This is a genomic window from Wolbachia endosymbiont (group A) of Epagoge grotiana (assembly GCF_947251775.1).
Taxonomy (GTDB): domain Bacteria; phylum Pseudomonadota; class Alphaproteobacteria; order Rickettsiales; family Anaplasmataceae; genus Wolbachia; species Wolbachia pipientis.
Window position 1 is genome coordinate 1,414,315 of the sequence record NZ_OX366387.1, and the last position, 17,296, is coordinate 1,431,610.

At 35.5% G+C, this 17,296-nt stretch carries 13 protein-coding genes, 1 tRNA gene, 2 rRNA genes and 2 pseudogenes; 9 read left to right on the top strand and 9 right to left on the bottom strand.

Annotated elements, in window-relative coordinates; translation table 11 throughout:
* Window positions 1-359 precede the first annotated feature (359 nt).
* On the bottom strand, window positions 360-2,144 hold the full coding sequence (locus OPR50_RS06720; protein ID WP_265023981.1) for a ribonucleoside-diphosphate reductase subunit alpha: 1,785 nt from the start codon (window positions 2,142-2,144) through the stop codon (window positions 360-362).
* 58 nt (window positions 2,145-2,202) lie between these two features.
* A complete protein-coding gene (locus OPR50_RS06725; protein WP_012673083.1) occupies window positions 2,203-3,279 on the bottom strand; it encodes a methyltransferase domain-containing protein in 1,077 nt (358 codons plus the stop codon).
* A gap of 335 nt (window positions 3,280-3,614) precedes the next feature.
* On the opposite strand from OPR50_RS06725, the gene OPR50_RS06730 reads away from it, so the two are divergent.
* Window positions 3,615-6,380: ribosomal RNA gene (locus tag OPR50_RS06730) — 23S ribosomal RNA — on the top strand.
* Between the two features lie 66 nt (window positions 6,381-6,446).
* Window positions 6,447-6,553 (top strand): 5S ribosomal RNA (gene rrf, locus OPR50_RS06735).
* Window positions 6,554-6,638: 85 nt separating this feature from the next.
* On the opposite strand, the gene OPR50_RS06740 is transcribed toward rrf, so the two are convergent.
* The 3 genes and pseudogenes from OPR50_RS06740 to rpmH all read right to left on the bottom strand — a co-directional run bounded on the left by OPR50_RS06740 (window position 6,639) and on the right by rpmH (window position 7,465).
* Window positions 6,639-6,902, bottom strand: a complete 264-nt coding sequence (locus OPR50_RS06740) for a hypothetical protein (protein ID WP_077188558.1) — start codon at window positions 6,900-6,902, stop codon at window positions 6,639-6,641.
* 85 nt (window positions 6,903-6,987) lie between these two features.
* Window positions 6,988-7,263, bottom strand: a pseudogene (gene rnpA, locus OPR50_RS06745) (ribonuclease P protein component); the annotation flags it as partial.
* Between the two features lie 67 nt (window positions 7,264-7,330).
* A complete protein-coding gene (gene rpmH, locus OPR50_RS06750; RefSeq protein WP_006279898.1) occupies window positions 7,331-7,465 on the bottom strand; it encodes a 50S ribosomal protein L34 in 135 nt (44 codons plus the stop codon).
* A gap of 107 nt (window positions 7,466-7,572) precedes the next feature.
* Here rpmH and pstC point away from each other — a divergent pair, with 107 nt between their 5' ends.
* The 4 genes from pstC to OPR50_RS06770 all read left to right on the top strand — a co-directional run bounded on the left by pstC (window position 7,573) and on the right by OPR50_RS06770 (window position 11,153).
* On the top strand, window positions 7,573-8,661 hold the full coding sequence (gene pstC / locus OPR50_RS06755; protein ID WP_038199744.1) for a phosphate ABC transporter permease subunit PstC: 1,089 nt from the start codon (window positions 7,573-7,575) through the stop codon (window positions 8,659-8,661).
* A 101-nt stretch (window positions 8,662-8,762) separates the two neighbouring features.
* Window positions 8,763-10,190, top strand: a complete 1,428-nt coding sequence (gene atpD, locus OPR50_RS06760) for a F0F1 ATP synthase subunit beta (RefSeq protein ID WP_264339588.1) — start codon at window positions 8,763-8,765, stop codon at window positions 10,188-10,190.
* Window positions 10,191-10,202: 12 nt separating this feature from the next.
* Window positions 10,203-10,547, top strand: coding sequence for a F0F1 ATP synthase subunit epsilon (locus tag OPR50_RS06765; RefSeq protein WP_006279902.1), 345 nt, complete (start codon window positions 10,203-10,205; stop codon window positions 10,545-10,547).
* 426 nt (window positions 10,548-10,973) lie between these two features.
* Entirely contained in the window at window positions 10,974-11,153 is a 180-nt protein-coding gene (locus OPR50_RS06770) for an ankyrin repeat domain-containing protein (RefSeq protein ID WP_238514246.1), read from the top strand.
* Window positions 11,154-11,246: 93 nt separating this feature from the next.
* On the opposite strand, the pseudogene OPR50_RS08930 reads toward OPR50_RS06770, so the two are convergent.
* From OPR50_RS08930 to rsmA, 3 genes and pseudogenes are all read right to left on the bottom strand, one after another.
* Window positions 11,247-12,227, bottom strand: a pseudogene (locus tag OPR50_RS08930) (IS3 family transposase).
* Between the two features lie 63 nt (window positions 12,228-12,290).
* Entirely contained in the window at window positions 12,291-13,784 is a 1,494-nt protein-coding gene (guaB, locus tag OPR50_RS06790; RefSeq protein ID WP_264339303.1) for an IMP dehydrogenase, read from the bottom strand.
* Window positions 13,785-13,900: 116 nt separating this feature from the next.
* On the bottom strand, window positions 13,901-14,713 hold the full coding sequence (gene rsmA / locus OPR50_RS06795) for a 16S rRNA (adenine(1518)-N(6)/adenine(1519)-N(6))-dimethyltransferase RsmA (RefSeq protein ID WP_264339302.1): 813 nt from the start codon (window positions 14,711-14,713) through the stop codon (window positions 13,901-13,903).
* A 78-nt stretch (window positions 14,714-14,791) separates the two neighbouring features.
* Between rsmA and OPR50_RS06800 the strand changes: the two genes are divergently transcribed.
* Window positions 14,792-14,864 (top strand) — tRNA-Thr (locus OPR50_RS06800).
* Between the two features lie 24 nt (window positions 14,865-14,888).
* Window positions 14,889-15,617 (top strand): triosephosphate isomerase, encoded by a 729-nt coding sequence (locus OPR50_RS06805; protein WP_264339301.1) that lies wholly within the window; start codon window positions 14,889-14,891, stop codon window positions 15,615-15,617.
* Window positions 15,618-15,691: 74 nt separating this feature from the next.
* On the opposite strand, the gene dprA is transcribed toward OPR50_RS06805, so the two are convergent.
* Window positions 15,692-16,780: a DNA-processing protein DprA gene (gene dprA / locus OPR50_RS06810; RefSeq protein ID WP_264339300.1), complete on the bottom strand. Its 1,089-nt coding sequence runs from the start codon at window positions 16,778-16,780 to the stop codon at window positions 15,692-15,694.
* Window positions 16,781-16,841: 61 nt separating this feature from the next.
* Between dprA and OPR50_RS06815 the strand changes: the two genes are divergently transcribed.
* The gene (locus OPR50_RS06815; protein ID WP_010082601.1) at window positions 16,842-17,216 is read left to right on the top strand and encodes a ferredoxin family protein; all 375 of its coding nucleotides are present in this window, start codon (window positions 16,842-16,844) and stop codon (window positions 17,214-17,216) included.
* Window positions 17,217-17,296: the final 80 nt, after the last annotated feature.

Genomic DNA, 17,296 nt, shown 5'->3' on the forward strand with positions numbered 1-17,296 from the left:
CCCCGTAGTAGCTAGCATTCAAATTCTCCCTTGTCAATTTGACGTTTTTTGCTGTCTTAAACGCTTTGTAAGCGCGTTTCGGCTTATATAGGTAAAAACCTAAAAATTTTTAAAGACATGCGATGCACGTAGTGCGAAAAATTAAACATGAGACGCCAAATACCCTAAGTTTTTTGTCATTAACCTGCACAGATTGCGAAGATAAATAAATAGCTTCAGTTTTATGATAATGGAGCTGGCGGAGTTTGTCAAGAAAGTTTTTTCGTTTCTATTCCCAATAAAAGTGCGTTATATGGTTATGCAAGAAGTCTATTTACCCATTTGCTTAACTTTCTCTCTACTTTTTTTGAGTAAGGCCGCTATTGGCATGACAGACATTCATCGTAGTCAATATCTGTTTTTTGTTGCAATATTTCACTTTTTTTGAATATGTCATGCGAGACCTTATCGGCTCTCTGCATTGATTGTGATCTGCAGTAATATAAGCTCTTCAATCCTTTTTTCCAAGCAAGCATGTGTATTTTGTGCAAGTAACGTTTATGTACGTTGGCAGGTAAGAACAGATTTACTGATTGAGATTGACAAATATACGAAGTTCTATCACTTGCATGTTCTATAATCCATCTTTGGTCAAGCTCGTACGCTGTTTTAAATGTCAATTTTTCATGCTCACTAAGAAAATCTAAATGCTGAACGGAACCCTCGTTTGTTGAAATTGAAGACCATATTTTATCATTGTCTTGATTTTTTTCTGCTAATAGTTTTTGCAAGAATTTATTTCGCACTACAAATGAGCCTGTAAGTGTCTTTTGTATGAATACGTTTGCTGCGTATGGTTCTATTCCAGGGGAGGTATTACCTGCAATAATGGAGATCGAGGCAGTAGGAGCAATAGCGAGTTTGTGTGTAAACCTTTCCATTAGATCAACTTCTTTGGCATCAGAACATGCTCCCTTTTCTTCTGCTAATTTTTTAGAAACTATATCTGCTTGCTCGCGTAAATACTTAAATATTTTTTTATTCCATTGTTGTGCTGTTACTGATTCAAAAGGAACCATTTTGCTTTGTAAAAATGAGTGAAAGCCCATCACACCAAGACCAATACTGCGTTCTCTGGCTGCAGAATATTTTGCTCGCTGCATTTCATTCGGTGCTTTATTTATGAAATCTTCCAATACATTATCAAGAAAGCGCATTATATCTTCTATGAAGAGTTTATTGTCTTTCCATTCTTCGTAGTACTCAAGGTTTACGGATGATAGACAACACACAGCAGTGCGTGACTTATTCAGGTGATCATAACCTGTGGTTAAAGTTATTTCACTGCATAGATTTGACATCTTGATGTCTAAGTTGAGCTTTTTGTAAGATTCTCGCTTATTGTTATTTGTTGCATCAAGGAAAATAATGTAAGGTTCTCCAGTTTCAACTCTTGCTGTTAATATTTTGATCCATATATCCCGCGCTTTTACAGTTGAAATAACCTTATTGTTGTGAGGGCTTATTAAATTCCATTCTTGATCATTCTCAACAGCCTGCATAAATTTATCTGTTACTATTACAGCATGATGTATATTTAACGCTTTGCGATTTGGGTCACCGCCTGTTGGCTTGCGTAAATCTAGAAACTCTTCTATCTCCGGATGAGATACAGGAAGGTAGACTGCTGAACTTCCTCGCCTTAGGGATCCCTGACTAATTGCAAGCGTTAGAGCATTTTGCACTACAATAAATGGAACAATTCCTGATGTTTTGCCGCTACCCTTTACGCTTTCGCCTATTGAGCGTAAATTTCCCCAATAACTACCTATGCCTCCTCCACGTGCAGCAAGCCAAACATTTTCGTTCCATAGATCAACTATTCCCTGCAAGCTGTCTTCGGTTTCATTAAGAAAGCAAGAGATAGGTAACCCTCTCTTAGTGCCACCATTGCTGAGTATTGGTGTTGAAGGCATGAACCACAAGTTGCTCATGTAGTCATAAAGACGCTGCGCATGTTCTTTATTATCAGAATAGTAATTAGCAATACGTGCAAAGAGGTCTTGATAACTTTCATTTTCTATTAAATACCTGTCTGATAAAACTGCTTTTCCAAAGTCGGTTAATTTGCTGTCCTTTGCGTAATTAATGGTAATGTTATTCATAAAGTTCCTTTTATTCTTTTATTATATATAGATACTTAAAAGTCATTTTGAGCGATTTTTAAGTTAGGTTTTTCGGATTTTCTTGTTGATGCTGTAATGCAAACAAGATACCGTCAACCTGACTGCCATATATTTTACAGTAACTCATATAACTTATTTGCATATTTATTTCTTTTGCAACATGTTGAACATAACTTTCTGAGTGACGAAAATAGTCTCCTTTATTTACAAAGTCAATACCTTCACCTTCCTTTCTTCTTATTAAACATACAATAACTCCTTTTTTGCTCGTAGATCTTTTTGCTAATTCCAACTCTTCTTGAAAGTCATGTAGATAATGTAGCACTTCAGCAAAGATAATTACATCATACTGCTGGTTTTTCTCTTGTTTAAGAAACTCTTTCATTTCCATATGTATTAATTCATTGTAAACAGGCTTACCTTTTATAAAGCATCCTCTTGCGATATTTAGCATTCTACTTGAAATGTCAATTCCTGTTATATGGTTTCCAATACTATTTATTTTCAAGAAATGACCACATATTCCAGTTCCACAACCAAGGTCGAGTATATTGAGCTCAGAAGTGGAGTTGTTGAAGATTTTTGTAATTATCATGTGTACAAGTTCATGCCCTCTATATTGTTTGGCAATCAACCAATGCTCAACAAAATATTCACCTGTGTAATCAAAATATTGTCTTATGAGGTTTTTTGGCAATTCTGTAATAGGCGCTGAGTTTGTCATTTTTTTTATATAGTAAGACGCCTCCTCGTGGTCATTATCTAATTTTAGTGCCCTTGTTAAATAATTATAAGCTTTGTTAGTATTCCCTACCGCAAAATGACACCTTCCGATGTTATACCAGACTATAGGTAAATGGGGGTAAAATATGCTAATTAACCAAAATCGTAACTTTGCATCTGATATGCTACCTTTATAAAAGTGATATAAACCGATTTCAATGTTGGTGTTTAACAGGTTCTTAGATTTTTTAAGAAGCACTGTCATTTCTTTATGAAGAGTATTATATTTATTCACAATGAAGTGTTTTACTTTCTTAATATTTAATACGCCAATGAGCTTAGACATACAATTTAAAGCAACGTTTTTTATAAAAGAGAGATTACTTTTCATACGTTAGAAATACTCCGAATGTTTATTATCATTTTTAGGCAATTGATTTTAACACATTTTATCTTACAAAATATCTTTTTTATTAATTTTTACTGTATATATAAGTTTACCACATATTTCTCAGATTATACTGTTTAGGATTGCTAGTATATTGTTGTTGATAATATAAGTAAATGTTTTGTGCAAAAAGGCGTTGACATATTATTTATTAGGTTATAACATATAAAAGATTAATTTAGTTTTTAGATGTTTGACAAGTTTTATGGTAGAGATTAATTTAATCTCAATTCAATTTTAATAATATTTAACTCTGCATATTCTGCATATAGTCGGATAAATAAATTATTAAGAGCACTTGATGGATGCCTTGGCGTTAAGAGGCGATGAAGGACGTGGCAGGCTGCGATAAGCTGTGGGGAATTGTCAACAAATTTTGATCCGCAGATTTCCGAATGGGGAAACCCAACTAGTTTAGCTAGTTATTACGTACTAAGTATGTAAAGCAAACTTGGTGAACTGAAATATCTAAGTAGCCAAAGGAAAAGAAATCAACCGAGATTCTGTTAGTAGTGACGAGCGAAAGCGGAAAAGGCTAGTGATTTAAGAATAAGAATTAGAATACTCTGGAAATAGTAACCATAGAAGGTGATAGTCCTGTATAAGTAGAAAGTTTTTAAATCCTTGAGTAGAGCGGGGCACGTGAAATCCTGTTTGAATATGGGGGGACCATCCTCCAAGCCTAAATACTCCTTAACGACCGATAGTGAACAAGTACCGTGAGGGAAAGGTGAAAAGAACCCCGGGAGGGGAGTGAAATAGAATCTGAAATCAAGTGCTTACAAACAGTTGGAGCTCTATATCAATTTATTGATATTTAGAGTGACAGCGTACCTTTTGCATAATGGGTCAGCGAGTTAATCTATGAAGCAAGCTTAAGCCGTTAGGTGTAGGCGTAGCGAAAGCAAGTCTGAATAGGGCGTTTTAGTTTTATGGATTAGACCCGAAACCAAGTGATCTAGTCATGACCAGATTGAAGGTGTGGTAAAACACACTGGAGGATCGAACCAGTTAATGTTGCAACATTATTGGATGAGTTGTGATTAGGGGTGAAAGGCCAATCAAACTTGGAAATAGCTGGTTCTCCGCGAAATCTATTTAGGTAGAGCGTTGTATGTATGTTGTTGGGGGTAGAGCACTGGATAGACTAGGGGGATTCACCGTCTTACCAAATCTAACTAAACTCCGAATACCAACAATTAATTATACAGCAGGCACACTACGGGTGCTAAGTCCGTGGTGAAGAGGGAAACAACCCAGATCACTATCTAAGGTCCCAAAATTACAGCTAAGTGGGGAAGGAAGTAGAAAAACCATTACAGCTAGGAGGTTGGCTTGGAAGCAGCCATCCTTTAAAGAAAGCGTAACAGCTCACTTGTCTAAATAAGTTTTTCTGCGCCGAAAATGTACCGGGGCTAAAGCTGTATACCGAAGATGTGAGTGCTTATTGATTTCGATCAATAGGCGCGGTAGCGGAGCGTTCCGTAAGTCTGTGAAGGTGGTTTGTGAAAACTGCTGGAGATATCGGAAGTGAGAATGCTGACATAAGTAGCGTAAAAGAGTGTGAAAAACACTCTCACCAAAAATCTAAGGGTTCCTACGTTAAGTTAATCTGCGTAGGGTTAGTCGGTTCCTAAGGCGAGTCCGTAAAGGAGTAGTCGATGGCAATTAGGTTAATATTCCTAAACCTCTTAAGTGTGACGGGTTTCGTATTTGTATAGGTCTTATTGGATTGATCTATGCTTAAAAGAAGCTCCAGGAAATAGCACTTATATTTATGAGGCCGTACCGCAAACCGACACTGGTGGATGAGTAGAGTATACTAAGGTGTTGAAAGAATGATGTTGAAGGAACTCGGCAAATTATACCTGTAACTTCGGAAGAAGGGTAACCTGCTTTTAGGCAACTATGAGTAGGTGGCACAAAATAGGGAGTAGCGACTGTTTACTAAAAACACAGGACTCTGCAAACACGTAAGTGGAAGTATAGGGTCTGACGCCTGCCCGGTGCTGGAAGGTTAATAGGAAGGGTGCAAGCTCCGAATTGAAGCCCCAGTAAACGGCGGCCGTAACACTGACGGTCCTAAGGTAGCGAAATTCCTTGTCGGGTAAGTTCCGACCCGCACGAATGGCGTAACGATTTCTCCACTGTCTCCAACATCACTTCAGCGAAATTGAATTCCCCGTGCAGATGCGGGGTACCCGCGGTTAGACGAAGAGACCCCGTGCACCTTTACTATAGCTTTACATTGCTATTAAAAGTGTGATGTGCAGGATAGGTGGGAGACTTTGAAGTTATGGCGCTAGCTATAATGGAGTCAACCTTGAGATACCACCCTTTACACTTTTGATATCTAACTATGTTTCATTATCTGGAACTAGGACATTGTATGGTGGGTAGTTTGACTGGGGCGGTCGCCTCCTAAAAAGTAACGGAGGCGTGCGAAGGTAAGCTAGAGCTGGTCGGAAATCAGCTTGATAGTATAATGGCATAAGCTTGCCTGACTGCGAGGCTGACAAGCCAAGCAGAGACGAAAGTCGGTCATAGTGATCCGGTGATTCTGTATGGAAGGGTCATCGCTCAACGGATAAAAGGTACGCCGGGGATAACAGGCTGATGGTGTTCGAGCGTTCATAGCGACGACACCGTTTGGCACCTCGATGTCGACTCATCACATCCTGGGGCTGAAGAAGGTCCCAAGGGTTCGGCTGTTCGCCGATTAAAGTGATACGTGAGTTGGGTTTAGAACGTCGTGAGACAGTTCGGTTTCTATCTGCCGTGGGTGAAGGAAATTTGAGAAGGTCTGACTCTAGTACGAGAGGACCGAGATGGATATACCTCTGGTGTACCAGCTGTTATGCCAATAGCATCGCTGGGTGGCTATGTATAGATGGGATAATTGCTGAAAGCATATAAGCAAGAAACCCTCTTCAAAAAGATTTCCCAATTAAGGCCGTGGAAGACTACCACGTTGATAGGCTAGGTGTGGAAGCATGGTAACATGTGAAGCTAACTAGTACTAATAGCCTGATTGATTTATTTGCTTTCTATATGTGTGTATGCAGTGTTAAATATTAAGTTAAAATTGTTAAGTTAGAAATTTTTATTGACTTGGTGGCTATAGCAAAAATGAACCACCCGATCTCATCTCGAACTCGGAAGTGAAACTTTTTAGCGCTGATGGTACTTGAAAAGGGAGAGTAGGTCGCCGCCAAGTTTATAAAAATTTCTTTGTTAATTAGACAGTAGGTATACTTATATTTTAACTTTCTTGTTTTGTTACTATTCTTTAAGTTTTTACTTTAACTACGATATCTTTTTTTTCTTATATGTTCTTGGTCATTTTCTACATTATTTAGCATTGTTCCTACTTCCCCTAATTGGTTCCCTTTTGAAGGAGAATTACTGATTTCTGGTAATATTACATTACCTCCCACTTTTTTAAATAATTCTTCTTGTTGGCGAAATGCTGACCTCCAATCTGTTCCTGTTCCTTTAGGAAGAAATAAGAATTGATACATCTGACCAAAGCCTGTGTTATTTACCTCTTTTATATGCTCTACCATTCACCACACCCATTAACTATTTTTAAAAATTTTACCTATATTATCATAAAAAATATAGTTGTAAATACCTTAATTGAGATTTTTTTTATTTTATCTTTTTTAAGCAAATAGTTAGATCTTTTTGTAAATTTTTATAACTTGCTTGCATAATGTTTCTATGAGTTAGTATTATGTAGTAGTGCCCTATATTACTTATATTTAAAATGCTAATTTTAGCAAGCATTCGTAGTTGCCTTTTTATTTTATTTCTTTTTGCTGCTTTTCCGGTTTTTTTACTGATAGCCAGACCTACTCTAATAGTATGAATGTACTTTTCAGGTTCTCTTTCTTTTATAGCGTACAGTGATATATAAAGCCCACGATAAAAAAGACTGTTGAGTGCTAACTTATTTTTGAAAGCAGAAGAAAAATCTTTTTTTTTATACTTACTATGCGCATAATTTGTTACACCCTAATGAACGGCGCCTATTAAGGATTTTTCTTCCAGCTCTTGTTGCCATACGTGAACGAAATCCGTGTCTGCGCTTTCTTATCAAATTTTTTGGTTGAAATGTTCTCTTCATTGTTTTTATATTAATATAATTATTTATTTTAAATTGTTTTACTTTATTGTCAAATAATGGTGAACTTGTATGACATTTTCGTAGAATAAAATTTGATGCATGGAAGAATGAATTCGGTGATAGTCATACCTGTCTTACTAATCCTTTTATTTTGTTTTAGTAGGTTTCAAGAAGTAAATAAGGTTAAATCTTATCTATATCTTAGTTGTGTATGGATGCTAACTTGGTTGTTAGTATTCTATAATAATTGTTTTGTAACTTTTATTTCTATAGCGTTACTTTTTTTCATGCTTGCTTTTATCTTTAAAAATAAAAGAAATAAGATAATAAAACTTTCGTTATTTGTGGCTTTGGCCATATCATTTTTTATCACTTTATTTATAATGCTGTCTATTTTTATTCAATCCATTAGTTTTTTTAATAAAGTAGCTATTTCAGAATTCTTGTTTTGCTTGAAATGGGGCCACAATGTAGTCACTATCAATGAAGAGAAGATAGGATGTTTTGGTATAGCGCCGCTTTTAGTTGGTACATTACTTATAACTATTATAGCAATGTTAGTTGTCGTTCCGCTTGGTTTATTTTCTGCAATATATATTAGTGAATATGCGAGTGAGAAAGTGCGTTATATTGTTAATACAACTTTGCAAGTTTTGTCTGCTATTCCTACGGTTGTATATGGATATTTCGCGGTTGTGTTTTTGTCTTTCTTTATAAAGCAGGTAGCAAATTTTTTTGGTTTAAGTATACACTCAGAAAGTGCCTTAGTTGCCGGTTTATCGATTGGGATAATGATTCTTCCTTTTATTATTTCTTTACTCGAAGATGCCATAAGATCTGTTCCAAAAAGCTTGCGTTATGGCTTCATGGCACTTGGTGCAACTCCAGCGGAAACTATATGGCATATAACAATACCTTATGCAATGCCTACAATTTTAAGTGCAATTTTATTGTCAATTTCAAGAGTGATAGGTGAAACAATGATTGTGCTAATGGCTGTGGGAATCAACGCAAATTTGACTTTTAACCCTCTTAATTCAGTTACTACCATTACCGTGCAGATCGCTACATTACTTACCGGAGATCAGGATTTCAATAGTGTACAAACTCTTGCTGCTTATGCGCTTAGTTTAGTATTGTTTATTATTACTTGGCTATTAAATGCATTTGCATTGTTTGTAATGAAGCGTAACTAGTAAGCGTTTTAATGTTGCAAAATTTCTATTAATAATATAAAATTTATTTTCTTTAGAAGTTCTTTTATGGAATTATAGTGTTAGGTGATAAAAATAAAGAGATGAATATAGGTAGAGCGATTAAGGTAACTCAAGCAGTTGTTGATATAAAATTTGAAGGTGAATTGCCTAAAATATTTAATGCTTTAAAAAGCAAACTAAAATATAAGGATAAGGAGCTGGTTTTAGAAGTTTCGCAGCATATAGGTGACAATATAGTTCGTTGTATTGCTATGGATAGCACAGATGGCATGTCAAGGGGGGATGAATTTGTTGATACAGGTGCACCAATATCGGTGCCAATTGGGCGTTCAACTTTAGGAAGGATTTTTAATGTTGTTGGAGAGCTTATAGATGAGTGTGGTCCACTGAAGGGAAAGTATAACTTAGAGCCTATACACAGAGCACCTCCAAGTTTTACTGAACAGAGAATACAGGAAGAAGTTTTAGTTACGGGAATAAAAGTTATAGATCTTCTTGCACCTTATCTTAAAGGAGGAAAAATTGGCTTATTTGGTGGAGCCGGTGTTGGTAAAACAGTCCTAATAATGGAATTAATTAATAATATAGCAAAAGCTCATAAAGGATTTTCTGTGTTTGCCGGGGTAGGGGAGAGAACGCGTGAAGGTAACGATCTTTATCACGAGATGATCACTTCAAATGTAATAAATATAAATGAGCATGAAAAATCTCAAGCTGTTTTGGTTTATGGTCAGATGAATGAGCCTCCTGGAGCAAGGGCTAGAGTTGCTTTAACAGCACTTACTATGGCAGAATATTTCCGTGATAAGGAAAATCAAGATGTTCTATTTTTTGTGGATAATATCTTTAGATTTACACAAGCTGGTTCTGAAATTTCTGCTTTACTTGGAAGAATACCGTCAGCTGTTGGTTATCAGCCAACCCTTGCAACTGATATGGGTGCAATGCAAGAAAGAATAGCTTCAACAACTTCTGGCTCTATTACTTCTGTGCAAGCTATATATGTTCCTGCGGACGATTTGACTGATCCAGCCCCAGCAACTACATTCTCTCACCTTGATGCAACCACAGTGTTGTCAAGGCAAATAGCTGAAATGGGAATATACCCTGCTGTTGATCCACTTGATTCAACTTCTCAGTCTTTATCTGCTGAAATCATTGGTGAAGAACATTATAATGTAGCTTCTGAGGTGAAACGTATATTGCAAACTTATAAATCACTGCAAGATATTATCGCAATACTTGGTATGGATGAGCTATCTGATGAAGATAAAATTATTGTTGATAGGGCTCGTAAGATTCAGAAATTTCTTTCTCAACCTTTTCACGTTGCAGAAATATTTACTGGCATGCCTGGTAAATTTGTTTCACTTTCTGATACTGTTTCCAGTTTTAAAGGGATTGTTGAAGGCAAATATGATCACTTACCAGAGGCTGCTTTTTATATGGTGGGGAATATAGATGAAGCAATAAAAAAGGCTGAATTAATACAAGCTGAAGCTAAATAAAAGTTAAAGATTATGAATACTTTTAAAGTGCAATTTTTCTCTCCTGATGATCAAATTTCATTCAGTGGAGTGGTTTCTCTTTCAGTAACTGGGCTCGAAGGGGAGCTTATGATTTTAGCTCACCATGCTCCTTACTTAATTTATTTATTGCCTGGTATGATTACTGTTAAAATGAGTAACCAAACAGAAAAGAAGGTTGTAATTGATAGTGGCGTATTAGAAGTTGCAAATAATAATTGTAGCATTATAACAAGTCAAATTCAGGTTTTTGATCGTGCAATTCATGATGAGAAATCGTTTAAAAATAAGAGAATTAGTATATATTTAAGTTATCTTGATGAGAAGTTTCTTTCTTAGTTATTTTAGGCAAAAAGTCAATTGTCATTCAAGTGGCTATAAGATTTTTGCTCAGGGGGCTCTTTTTTGTCATCCCAGAAACCCCGGGGTGTCATCCCAGTGTCGGAGTACTTTAGGTGTATGATCCCAGAGTGTGATGGTATGGGACCATACACCTAATCAAATAAAAATTAAAGAAGGAGAGTTGGTTGTAACGGTTGGAGATAACGACTTTGTTTTACCTGGAATTTACGTTGGATAAACTACAAAAAATAACAGGTAAAAATCAACGTAAATTTAAGATAAATCGATTTTATTAGTATTATCAAATCAAAATCTGTTTTTAATTAATCAATAATACTTTTTTACATATTTTCATCCCCTTTCATGGATTTTTTAATTTTATAGATGATATCTAATATTATTAGAAGCATTGTAAAATATCTTATGAGAAAAATTATAAAATATATTAGCATTATTGGTATTGCATGTTTAGTATTGTTATTTTTTATATCTAATGTGGAAACACGCGTAAAAACACAGGAAGAACAATTATTCCTAGCTGTAGAAGATGGTAATGCACAAGAAGTAAAACTATTACTCAAAAATGGTGCAGACCCAAATTGACCTTACCCAGAAAAAGTAGAGAGAAAGTTAAGACGTTTTTATCATGAGAATAAATTGTGCAGGAATGCAATAGTTAATAGTAGAATGTCTACGTTATTTGTTATAAAAGATTTCTATGTATTCAAATATGGCAGTTCTGGTTTGTTGAGCGAGAAGTATCAATAAGCAGCTCCCTTTTAAGTGAACTTTTCTGCAACAGAGTTATCGTAACAACAGCCCTTATGGCTCATGCTGGAAATGATGTTTTTTGTATTCAATAGAAATTGGTAATTTTGAGAGGTATACTGTGACCCTTGATCGCTATGTAACAGCAGATTTTTATCGGGTTTGCGTTTATCAACGGCCATCAATAAAGAATCTATAACTAATTATCATGTTACTCATTAACCACCATGCGTGAATATAGGTCAATTATTGCCGCCAACAACCTTCTTTAGTTTTTATGTAGGTAATCCCAAACTTTATTTGGCTGATCAGTAGTAAAATTTTGATCCAATGTGTTCGGAGCCACAACTCGGTTGCTTATTTGCTGTTTTTTATTTTTGAACCTTCGTCTAAACTTGGCTTTAATGCCATTTTCTTGCATAACACTTTGTACTGTTTTAATTTTTGCCTAAAGCTTTTAATTCAGCGTGAATTTTAGGGGCTCCATATCTGCATTTAGAAGCTTGATGTATTTTTTGAATATCTGCTAGAAGCCCTTCTTCTGCTAATTCTTTACTGCTTTTTTCCTTAGCAACCCATACCACCAGTACAAAACCCTACATAGTTCCTGTGTTTTATAGCAATTTCTATATAAAAGAATACTTTACTCTTTTTCTTTGCCCAGGGCTTTTTTTAAAATGTCTCTTTCTCTTGTTAGTTCTTTTTTTAGATCAAATCTTTCTTTGTCATAAGGAGCCTTTGCCTGGAAATGCGTATGCTCCAGACATTTTTCCATCATATTTTCTTACTTAACATACTACCATCTATACCTAGATCTTTTGCTATTTTTGTACTTGCTTGACCTGTTTCTTTAACCAGCTTAACAGCTTCTAATTTGAATTCTGCTGTATATTCTCTTCTATTTGTCATATTTTGAAAAAACGTTTTATTTTACTCCAAAAACGTTTTAACTTTCTCTCTACTTTTTCTGGACTACTCCGAATCGGTTGACAAATTGGACGTTTGATAAGCATAATTTGGAGCTTCTTGTGTAATGACTATATCATGAGCGTGACTCTCTCTTAATCCTGATGCAGTAATAGTAACAAATTTACAATTTTTTTTCATCTCTTCTATATTCCTATTACCAGTATACCCCATTGCAGCTTGCAATCCGCCAATCAATTGATGGATTACTCCTGAAGCTGGACCTTTGAATGGAACTCTTCCTTCCACTCCTTGTGGAACTAATTTGAGTTTTGAATCTTTATCTTGAAAATAACGGCTAGCTGAACCTCGTTTCATTGCACTAATAGATCCCATTCCTCGATAGCCTTTATATGCTCTGCCCTTATACATAATAATCTCACCTGGGCTTTCGTCAGTGCCAGCAAAAATCGAACCAATCATCACAGAGTCAGCACCAGCTGCAATAGCTTTTGCAACATCTCCTGAGTATTTTACCCCACCATCAGCAATTAGTCTGACGTTTCTTGCTCTACACGCCTCTGCAACATTCTTGATTGCAGAGAATTGTGGCACACCAACACCTGTAACTATTCTGGTTGTACAGATTGATCCTGGTCCTATTCCAACCTTCACTGCATCAACACCCGCATCAATCAACGCTTCAGCAGCCTCCTTTGTTGCAATGTTTCCGCCAATTAATTGCGTATTAGGATACATCTTTTTTATTTCCCTAATGGTATTGATAACGTTTTCGGAATGACCGTGAGCAGTATCCACAACAACTACATCAACTTCTTCTCCGATCAAAGCTTCACATCTTTCTATACCATCTTTTTTACCAGTGCCAATTGCAGCGGCAACTCTTAGCCGCCCTTTACTGTCTTTACATGAATTTGGGTATCTATTGTATTTTTCAATGTCTTTAACCGTAATTAAACCTATACAACAAGAATTTTCATCTACGACCAAAAGCTTTTCTATTCTATTTTCATGCAACAATTTCATTGCTGAGGCACTATTCACTCCCTGCTCCCGCACTGTCACTAACTTATCTTTTGTCATCACTTCGGAAACTTTTACATTCATGTTCTGGTCTTCAATAAATCTCACATCTCGGTTAGTTAAAATTCCAACTAACTTGCGTTGATCGACTACAGGAATGCCAGAATAATTGTGCTCTCTCATTAATGAAATTGCTTCCGCAACTGTTTTATCCGGTGAAATCGTAATTGGGTTATACACGATCCAACTTTCATATTTTTTCACCCTTCTTACTTCTAAAACTTGTTCATCTATTGATAAATTCTTATGTATGCAACCTATCCCTCCATGTTGGGCAATAGCTATTGCAAAGTCCGATTCAGTAACAGTATCCATTGCAGAGGATATGAGAGGGATATTTAGTTCTATACTATTTGTTAAATAAGTTTTTGTATCTGCATCGCAAGGCAATATATTAGAATAGGCTGGCAAAAGAAGTATATCGTCAAACGAATAACAAGCTTCCATTTTTTTCATAGGCTTTATTTAAAGCTTATACGCCAATTAATTAAATTGCAATAGGCAAAATTAGCTAGGAGCCTTTAATTGTATAGCTCTAACTGTTTTTAGGAGATAGAAAAGCTATATGGTTGCTAATACATTTTATTGCAAAATAAGCATTCTACATTATTTGCCAGCAAACAAAACTGCTCAATAGTTAAGTTTTCTGGACGCTGGTTTCCGCTCAATTTAGCGTTTTCAAGGACAGTTTCAGCGTGGTTCGTTATATTTTGCAAGCTATTTCTCAGCATCTTTCTTCTTTGAGCAAAAACAGCACGTGTTAATTTTATTAAGGTTTCCAAGTTTACTACAAACTTTGGGGTAGGCAAAGGATTTACTGTAATTACTGAAGAATGTATTTTTGGTCTTGGAAAAAACTCTTTAGGTTCAATATCAAATTCCTTTTTTATATCACATAGTAACTGGCTTAGCACTGATAAGGAACCATAATCTTTAGAATTGGGTCTTGCCGTAATGCGATCTGCTACCTCTTTTTGAAACATTAATGTCAAGTTCGTAAAAAATTTTATATTATTTAACCACTTTAAAAATAACACTACCGAGATATTGTAAGGCAAGTTAGCAATAACTTTAACTGGGCGCTCTATCAGCTCTTCTTCTGTAACATGCAGTGCATCCGCTTCTATAATTCTATACTTTCCTTGATGCTCATTTAGCAGTTGGTCATGGTGTTTTACTAAATCTCTATCTTTTTCTATAGAAAGTAGAGACTTTGGATTATGCACCAATATTTCTCTTGTTAATGCACCATATCCAGGACCAATTTCAATGACATTAAAATTTTCCAGACTACCAGCTAAAGCGACGATTTTTTTTGTTATCTCACTCGATAAAATAAAATTTTGCCCTAGACTCTTTTTTGGCTTCAGTAAAAATTTTTTCATATTATTTTCATTATACAGTATTTTAAAAATTAGTTGACGAAAATTCATTGATAATTGTATATTATTAATGTGTTTAACGCCGGCTTAGCTCAATTGGTAGAGCAACTGACTTGTAATCAGTAGGTTGTCAGTTCAAGTCCGACAGCCGGCACTCTCACTCATATAAGTAAAGTTGATGTCCTTTTTAATAGTAGCAAATTGGAAAATGAATGGAATGCGTTCTTCATTTGTTGACTTTATAGGCAAACTTAACGACAAGAGCAACGAAATTACCTCTAAATTAGTAATTTGCCCTCCTTTTACGTCATTTCCAAGCAGTATAGAGTTGAACAATAATATTAATATAGGAGCACAGAATTGCCATCAGAAAAAGTCCGGTTCTTACACAGGTGAAATTAGCGCAGAAATGTTAAAAGAACTAGGGTGTACTTACGTAATACTGGGGCATTCTGAAAGGGCTAATGAAAAAGATAGTGAAATAAAACTTAAGTCCAAAACATCAATAGAATTAGGCTTACACCCAATGATCTGTGTAGGTGAAAATTCAGAAGATTATAAAAGTGGAAAAACAAATGAGGTAATAGAATATCAATGTAAAAACCGTTTGCCAACACATGGTAAATATACCGTAGCATATGAGCCAATATGGGCAATAGGTACAGGTCATATGCCAAATAATGATGCAATTACTGAGGTGATAGAGGTAATAAAATTGTGTACTGGTAAAAAACACATTATATATGGTGGTTCAGTTAGTTCAGAAAATATAGAAAATTTGTTAAATATTTCAAATTTATCAGGAGTTTTAATTGGCAGTGCAAGCTTAGATTTCGATCACTTTTATAAAATTATACAACAAGTTGAAAAAAAGTTTTCTCTTATCAATTCTAAAATCAGCAACTAAGAATCCTATGATAAATGTCATCATTCCAGTGTCAAGCATATATCTGTACGAACATCTAGTATAGCTAAAGTAATCTAGAAAATTAACGATATTTTATTCCCCGGTGAACGCTCTATTTTGTTTTCCAACTCTAGTTCCAAAAGAGCCATTAGAGCTATGTTGGTAGAAAGTCCGCTTGCTAATATAAGTTCATCTATATCAACAGGTACAGAGTTAATATGATCAACTATAACAGATTTTGCCTGTTGTAATTTTTCTTGTTTTTGGTTAACAAAATGGTGCTCAACATCAAATAGGTTTTTTTGCTGCGGAGGTAAACTAAACCTAATACTCTCTATTATGTCATCAGCGGATTCGATAAGCTTAGCACCGTTTTTAATTAAATAATTACTACCACTACAGCGTGAATCTAAAGGGAAACCAGAAACTGCAAACACCTCTCTCCCTTGATTTAAAGCAAAATCTGCTGTTATTAGAGAGCCAGAACGTTTCGATGCTTCAATCACTGCAACACCCAGCGATAGACCAGATATAATTCGATTCCTCTGAGGAAAATATTGAGGCTTTGGTTTAGTAGCAAATGGAAGCTCAGTAATTACTAACCCACCGTTCCCAGTGATTTTTTTGTATAGATCAAAATTCTCTTTTGGATACACCACATCAATTCCGCTTGCTGTAACAGCAATAGTGGGATGATTTTTGTATATTACACTGTTTGCTGCAGTATCGATTCCTTTTGCAAGTCCAGAAACAATAACAAAACCAGCTTCGCTTAAATCAAGTGCCAACTTATTGGCAAAATTTCTTCCATTCATTGAAGAGTTACGCCCACCGATTATTGCAATTATCTCACGGCTTAATAATGATATATCACCAAGCGCAGTTATTACAGGAGGACAACTAGAGATATTTCTTAAAAGATCAGGGTAATCTGGGTCACATGCGGGTATAATTTTAGCTCCAATTCTTTCTGCATTATTGATTTCTTCTCGTGCATCTTGAATGCCATACACCTTATTATTAGCCACCCTATTGAGATATTTCAACACCTCATCTAGCGATCCATGTGTTCTTAGTATACTAAAAAACTTTATTGGTCCTATAGTTCTAGCCAAGCTTAACCATACTTCTAATTCTTTGTTGTTCAATTTATTTATCTTCATAAAAGACTTGAATTTCTTATCAATTTAGTGTACCCAAGATAATACAAATATACAGTGTTTTATGACGCATTTTGTTACAGACAAATGCATAAAATGTAAATATACAGACTGCGTGGAAGTATGTCCCGTTGACTGCTTCTATGAAGGCAAAAACATGCTCGTGATTAACCCAGATGAATGTATTGATTGCGGAGTGTGCATACCTGAGTGTCCAGTAGATGCAATTGTAACTGATGATTCCATAAAAGATATTTTAGAACTAGATGAAGAGTTGCTGAGCAGCGAACAAAAAACTTTCAAGTTATTTTACGATATAAATGTAGAATACTCACAAAAGTGGCCAAATATCACAGCTAAAAAGCAACCCCTCTATACTGCAGAAGAGTATAAGGAAAAAAAGGATAAAACAGCTTATTTTGACGAAAATTTAGAGTAATATTAACAAAGAAAAAGATCAGACTCCTTGCATAACCATATGAAAAACTAGCAACTCACTCTTTTTTGTCATTCCAACGC

Excerpts from the sequence above, each read along its gene's own strand:
- OPR50_RS06725 (WP_012673083.1), bottom strand. The coding sequence starts at position 3,279 with ATGAAAAGTAATCTCTCTTTTATAAAAAACGTTGCTTTAAATTGTATG.
- rsmA (WP_264339302.1), bottom strand. The coding sequence starts at position 14,713 with ATGAAAAAATTTTTACTGAAGCCAAAAAAGAGTCTAGGGCAAAATTTT.
- dprA (WP_264339300.1), bottom strand. The coding sequence starts at position 16,780 with ATGAAGATAAATAAATTGAACAACAAAGAATTAGAAGTATGGTTAAGC.
- rpmH (WP_006279898.1), bottom strand. The coding sequence starts at position 7,465 with ATGAAGAGAACATTTCAACCAAAAAATTTGATAAGAAAGCGCAGACAC.
- OPR50_RS06765 (WP_006279902.1), top strand. The coding sequence starts at position 10,203 with ATGAATACTTTTAAAGTGCAATTTTTCTCTCCTGATGATCAAATTTCA.
- atpD (WP_264339588.1), top strand. The coding sequence starts at position 8,763 with ATGAATATAGGTAGAGCGATTAAGGTAACTCAAGCAGTTGTTGATATA.
- OPR50_RS06720 (WP_265023981.1), bottom strand. The coding sequence starts at position 2,144 with ATGAATAACATTACCATTAATTACGCAAAGGACAGCAAATTAACCGAC.
- guaB (WP_264339303.1), bottom strand. The coding sequence starts at position 13,784 with ATGAAAAAAATGGAAGCTTGTTATTCGTTTGACGATATACTTCTTTTG.
- OPR50_RS06805 (WP_264339301.1), top strand. The coding sequence starts at position 14,889 with ATGTCCTTTTTAATAGTAGCAAATTGGAAAATGAATGGAATGCGTTCT.
- OPR50_RS06740 (WP_077188558.1), bottom strand. The coding sequence starts at position 6,902 with ATGGTAGAGCATATAAAAGAGGTAAATAACACAGGCTTTGGTCAGATG.
- OPR50_RS06770 (WP_238514246.1), top strand. The coding sequence starts at position 10,974 with ATGAGAAAAATTATAAAATATATTAGCATTATTGGTATTGCATGTTTA.
- pstC (WP_038199744.1), top strand. The coding sequence starts at position 7,573 with ATGAATTCGGTGATAGTCATACCTGTCTTACTAATCCTTTTATTTTGT.
- OPR50_RS06815 (WP_010082601.1), top strand. The coding sequence starts at position 16,842 with ATGACGCATTTTGTTACAGACAAATGCATAAAATGTAAATATACAGAC.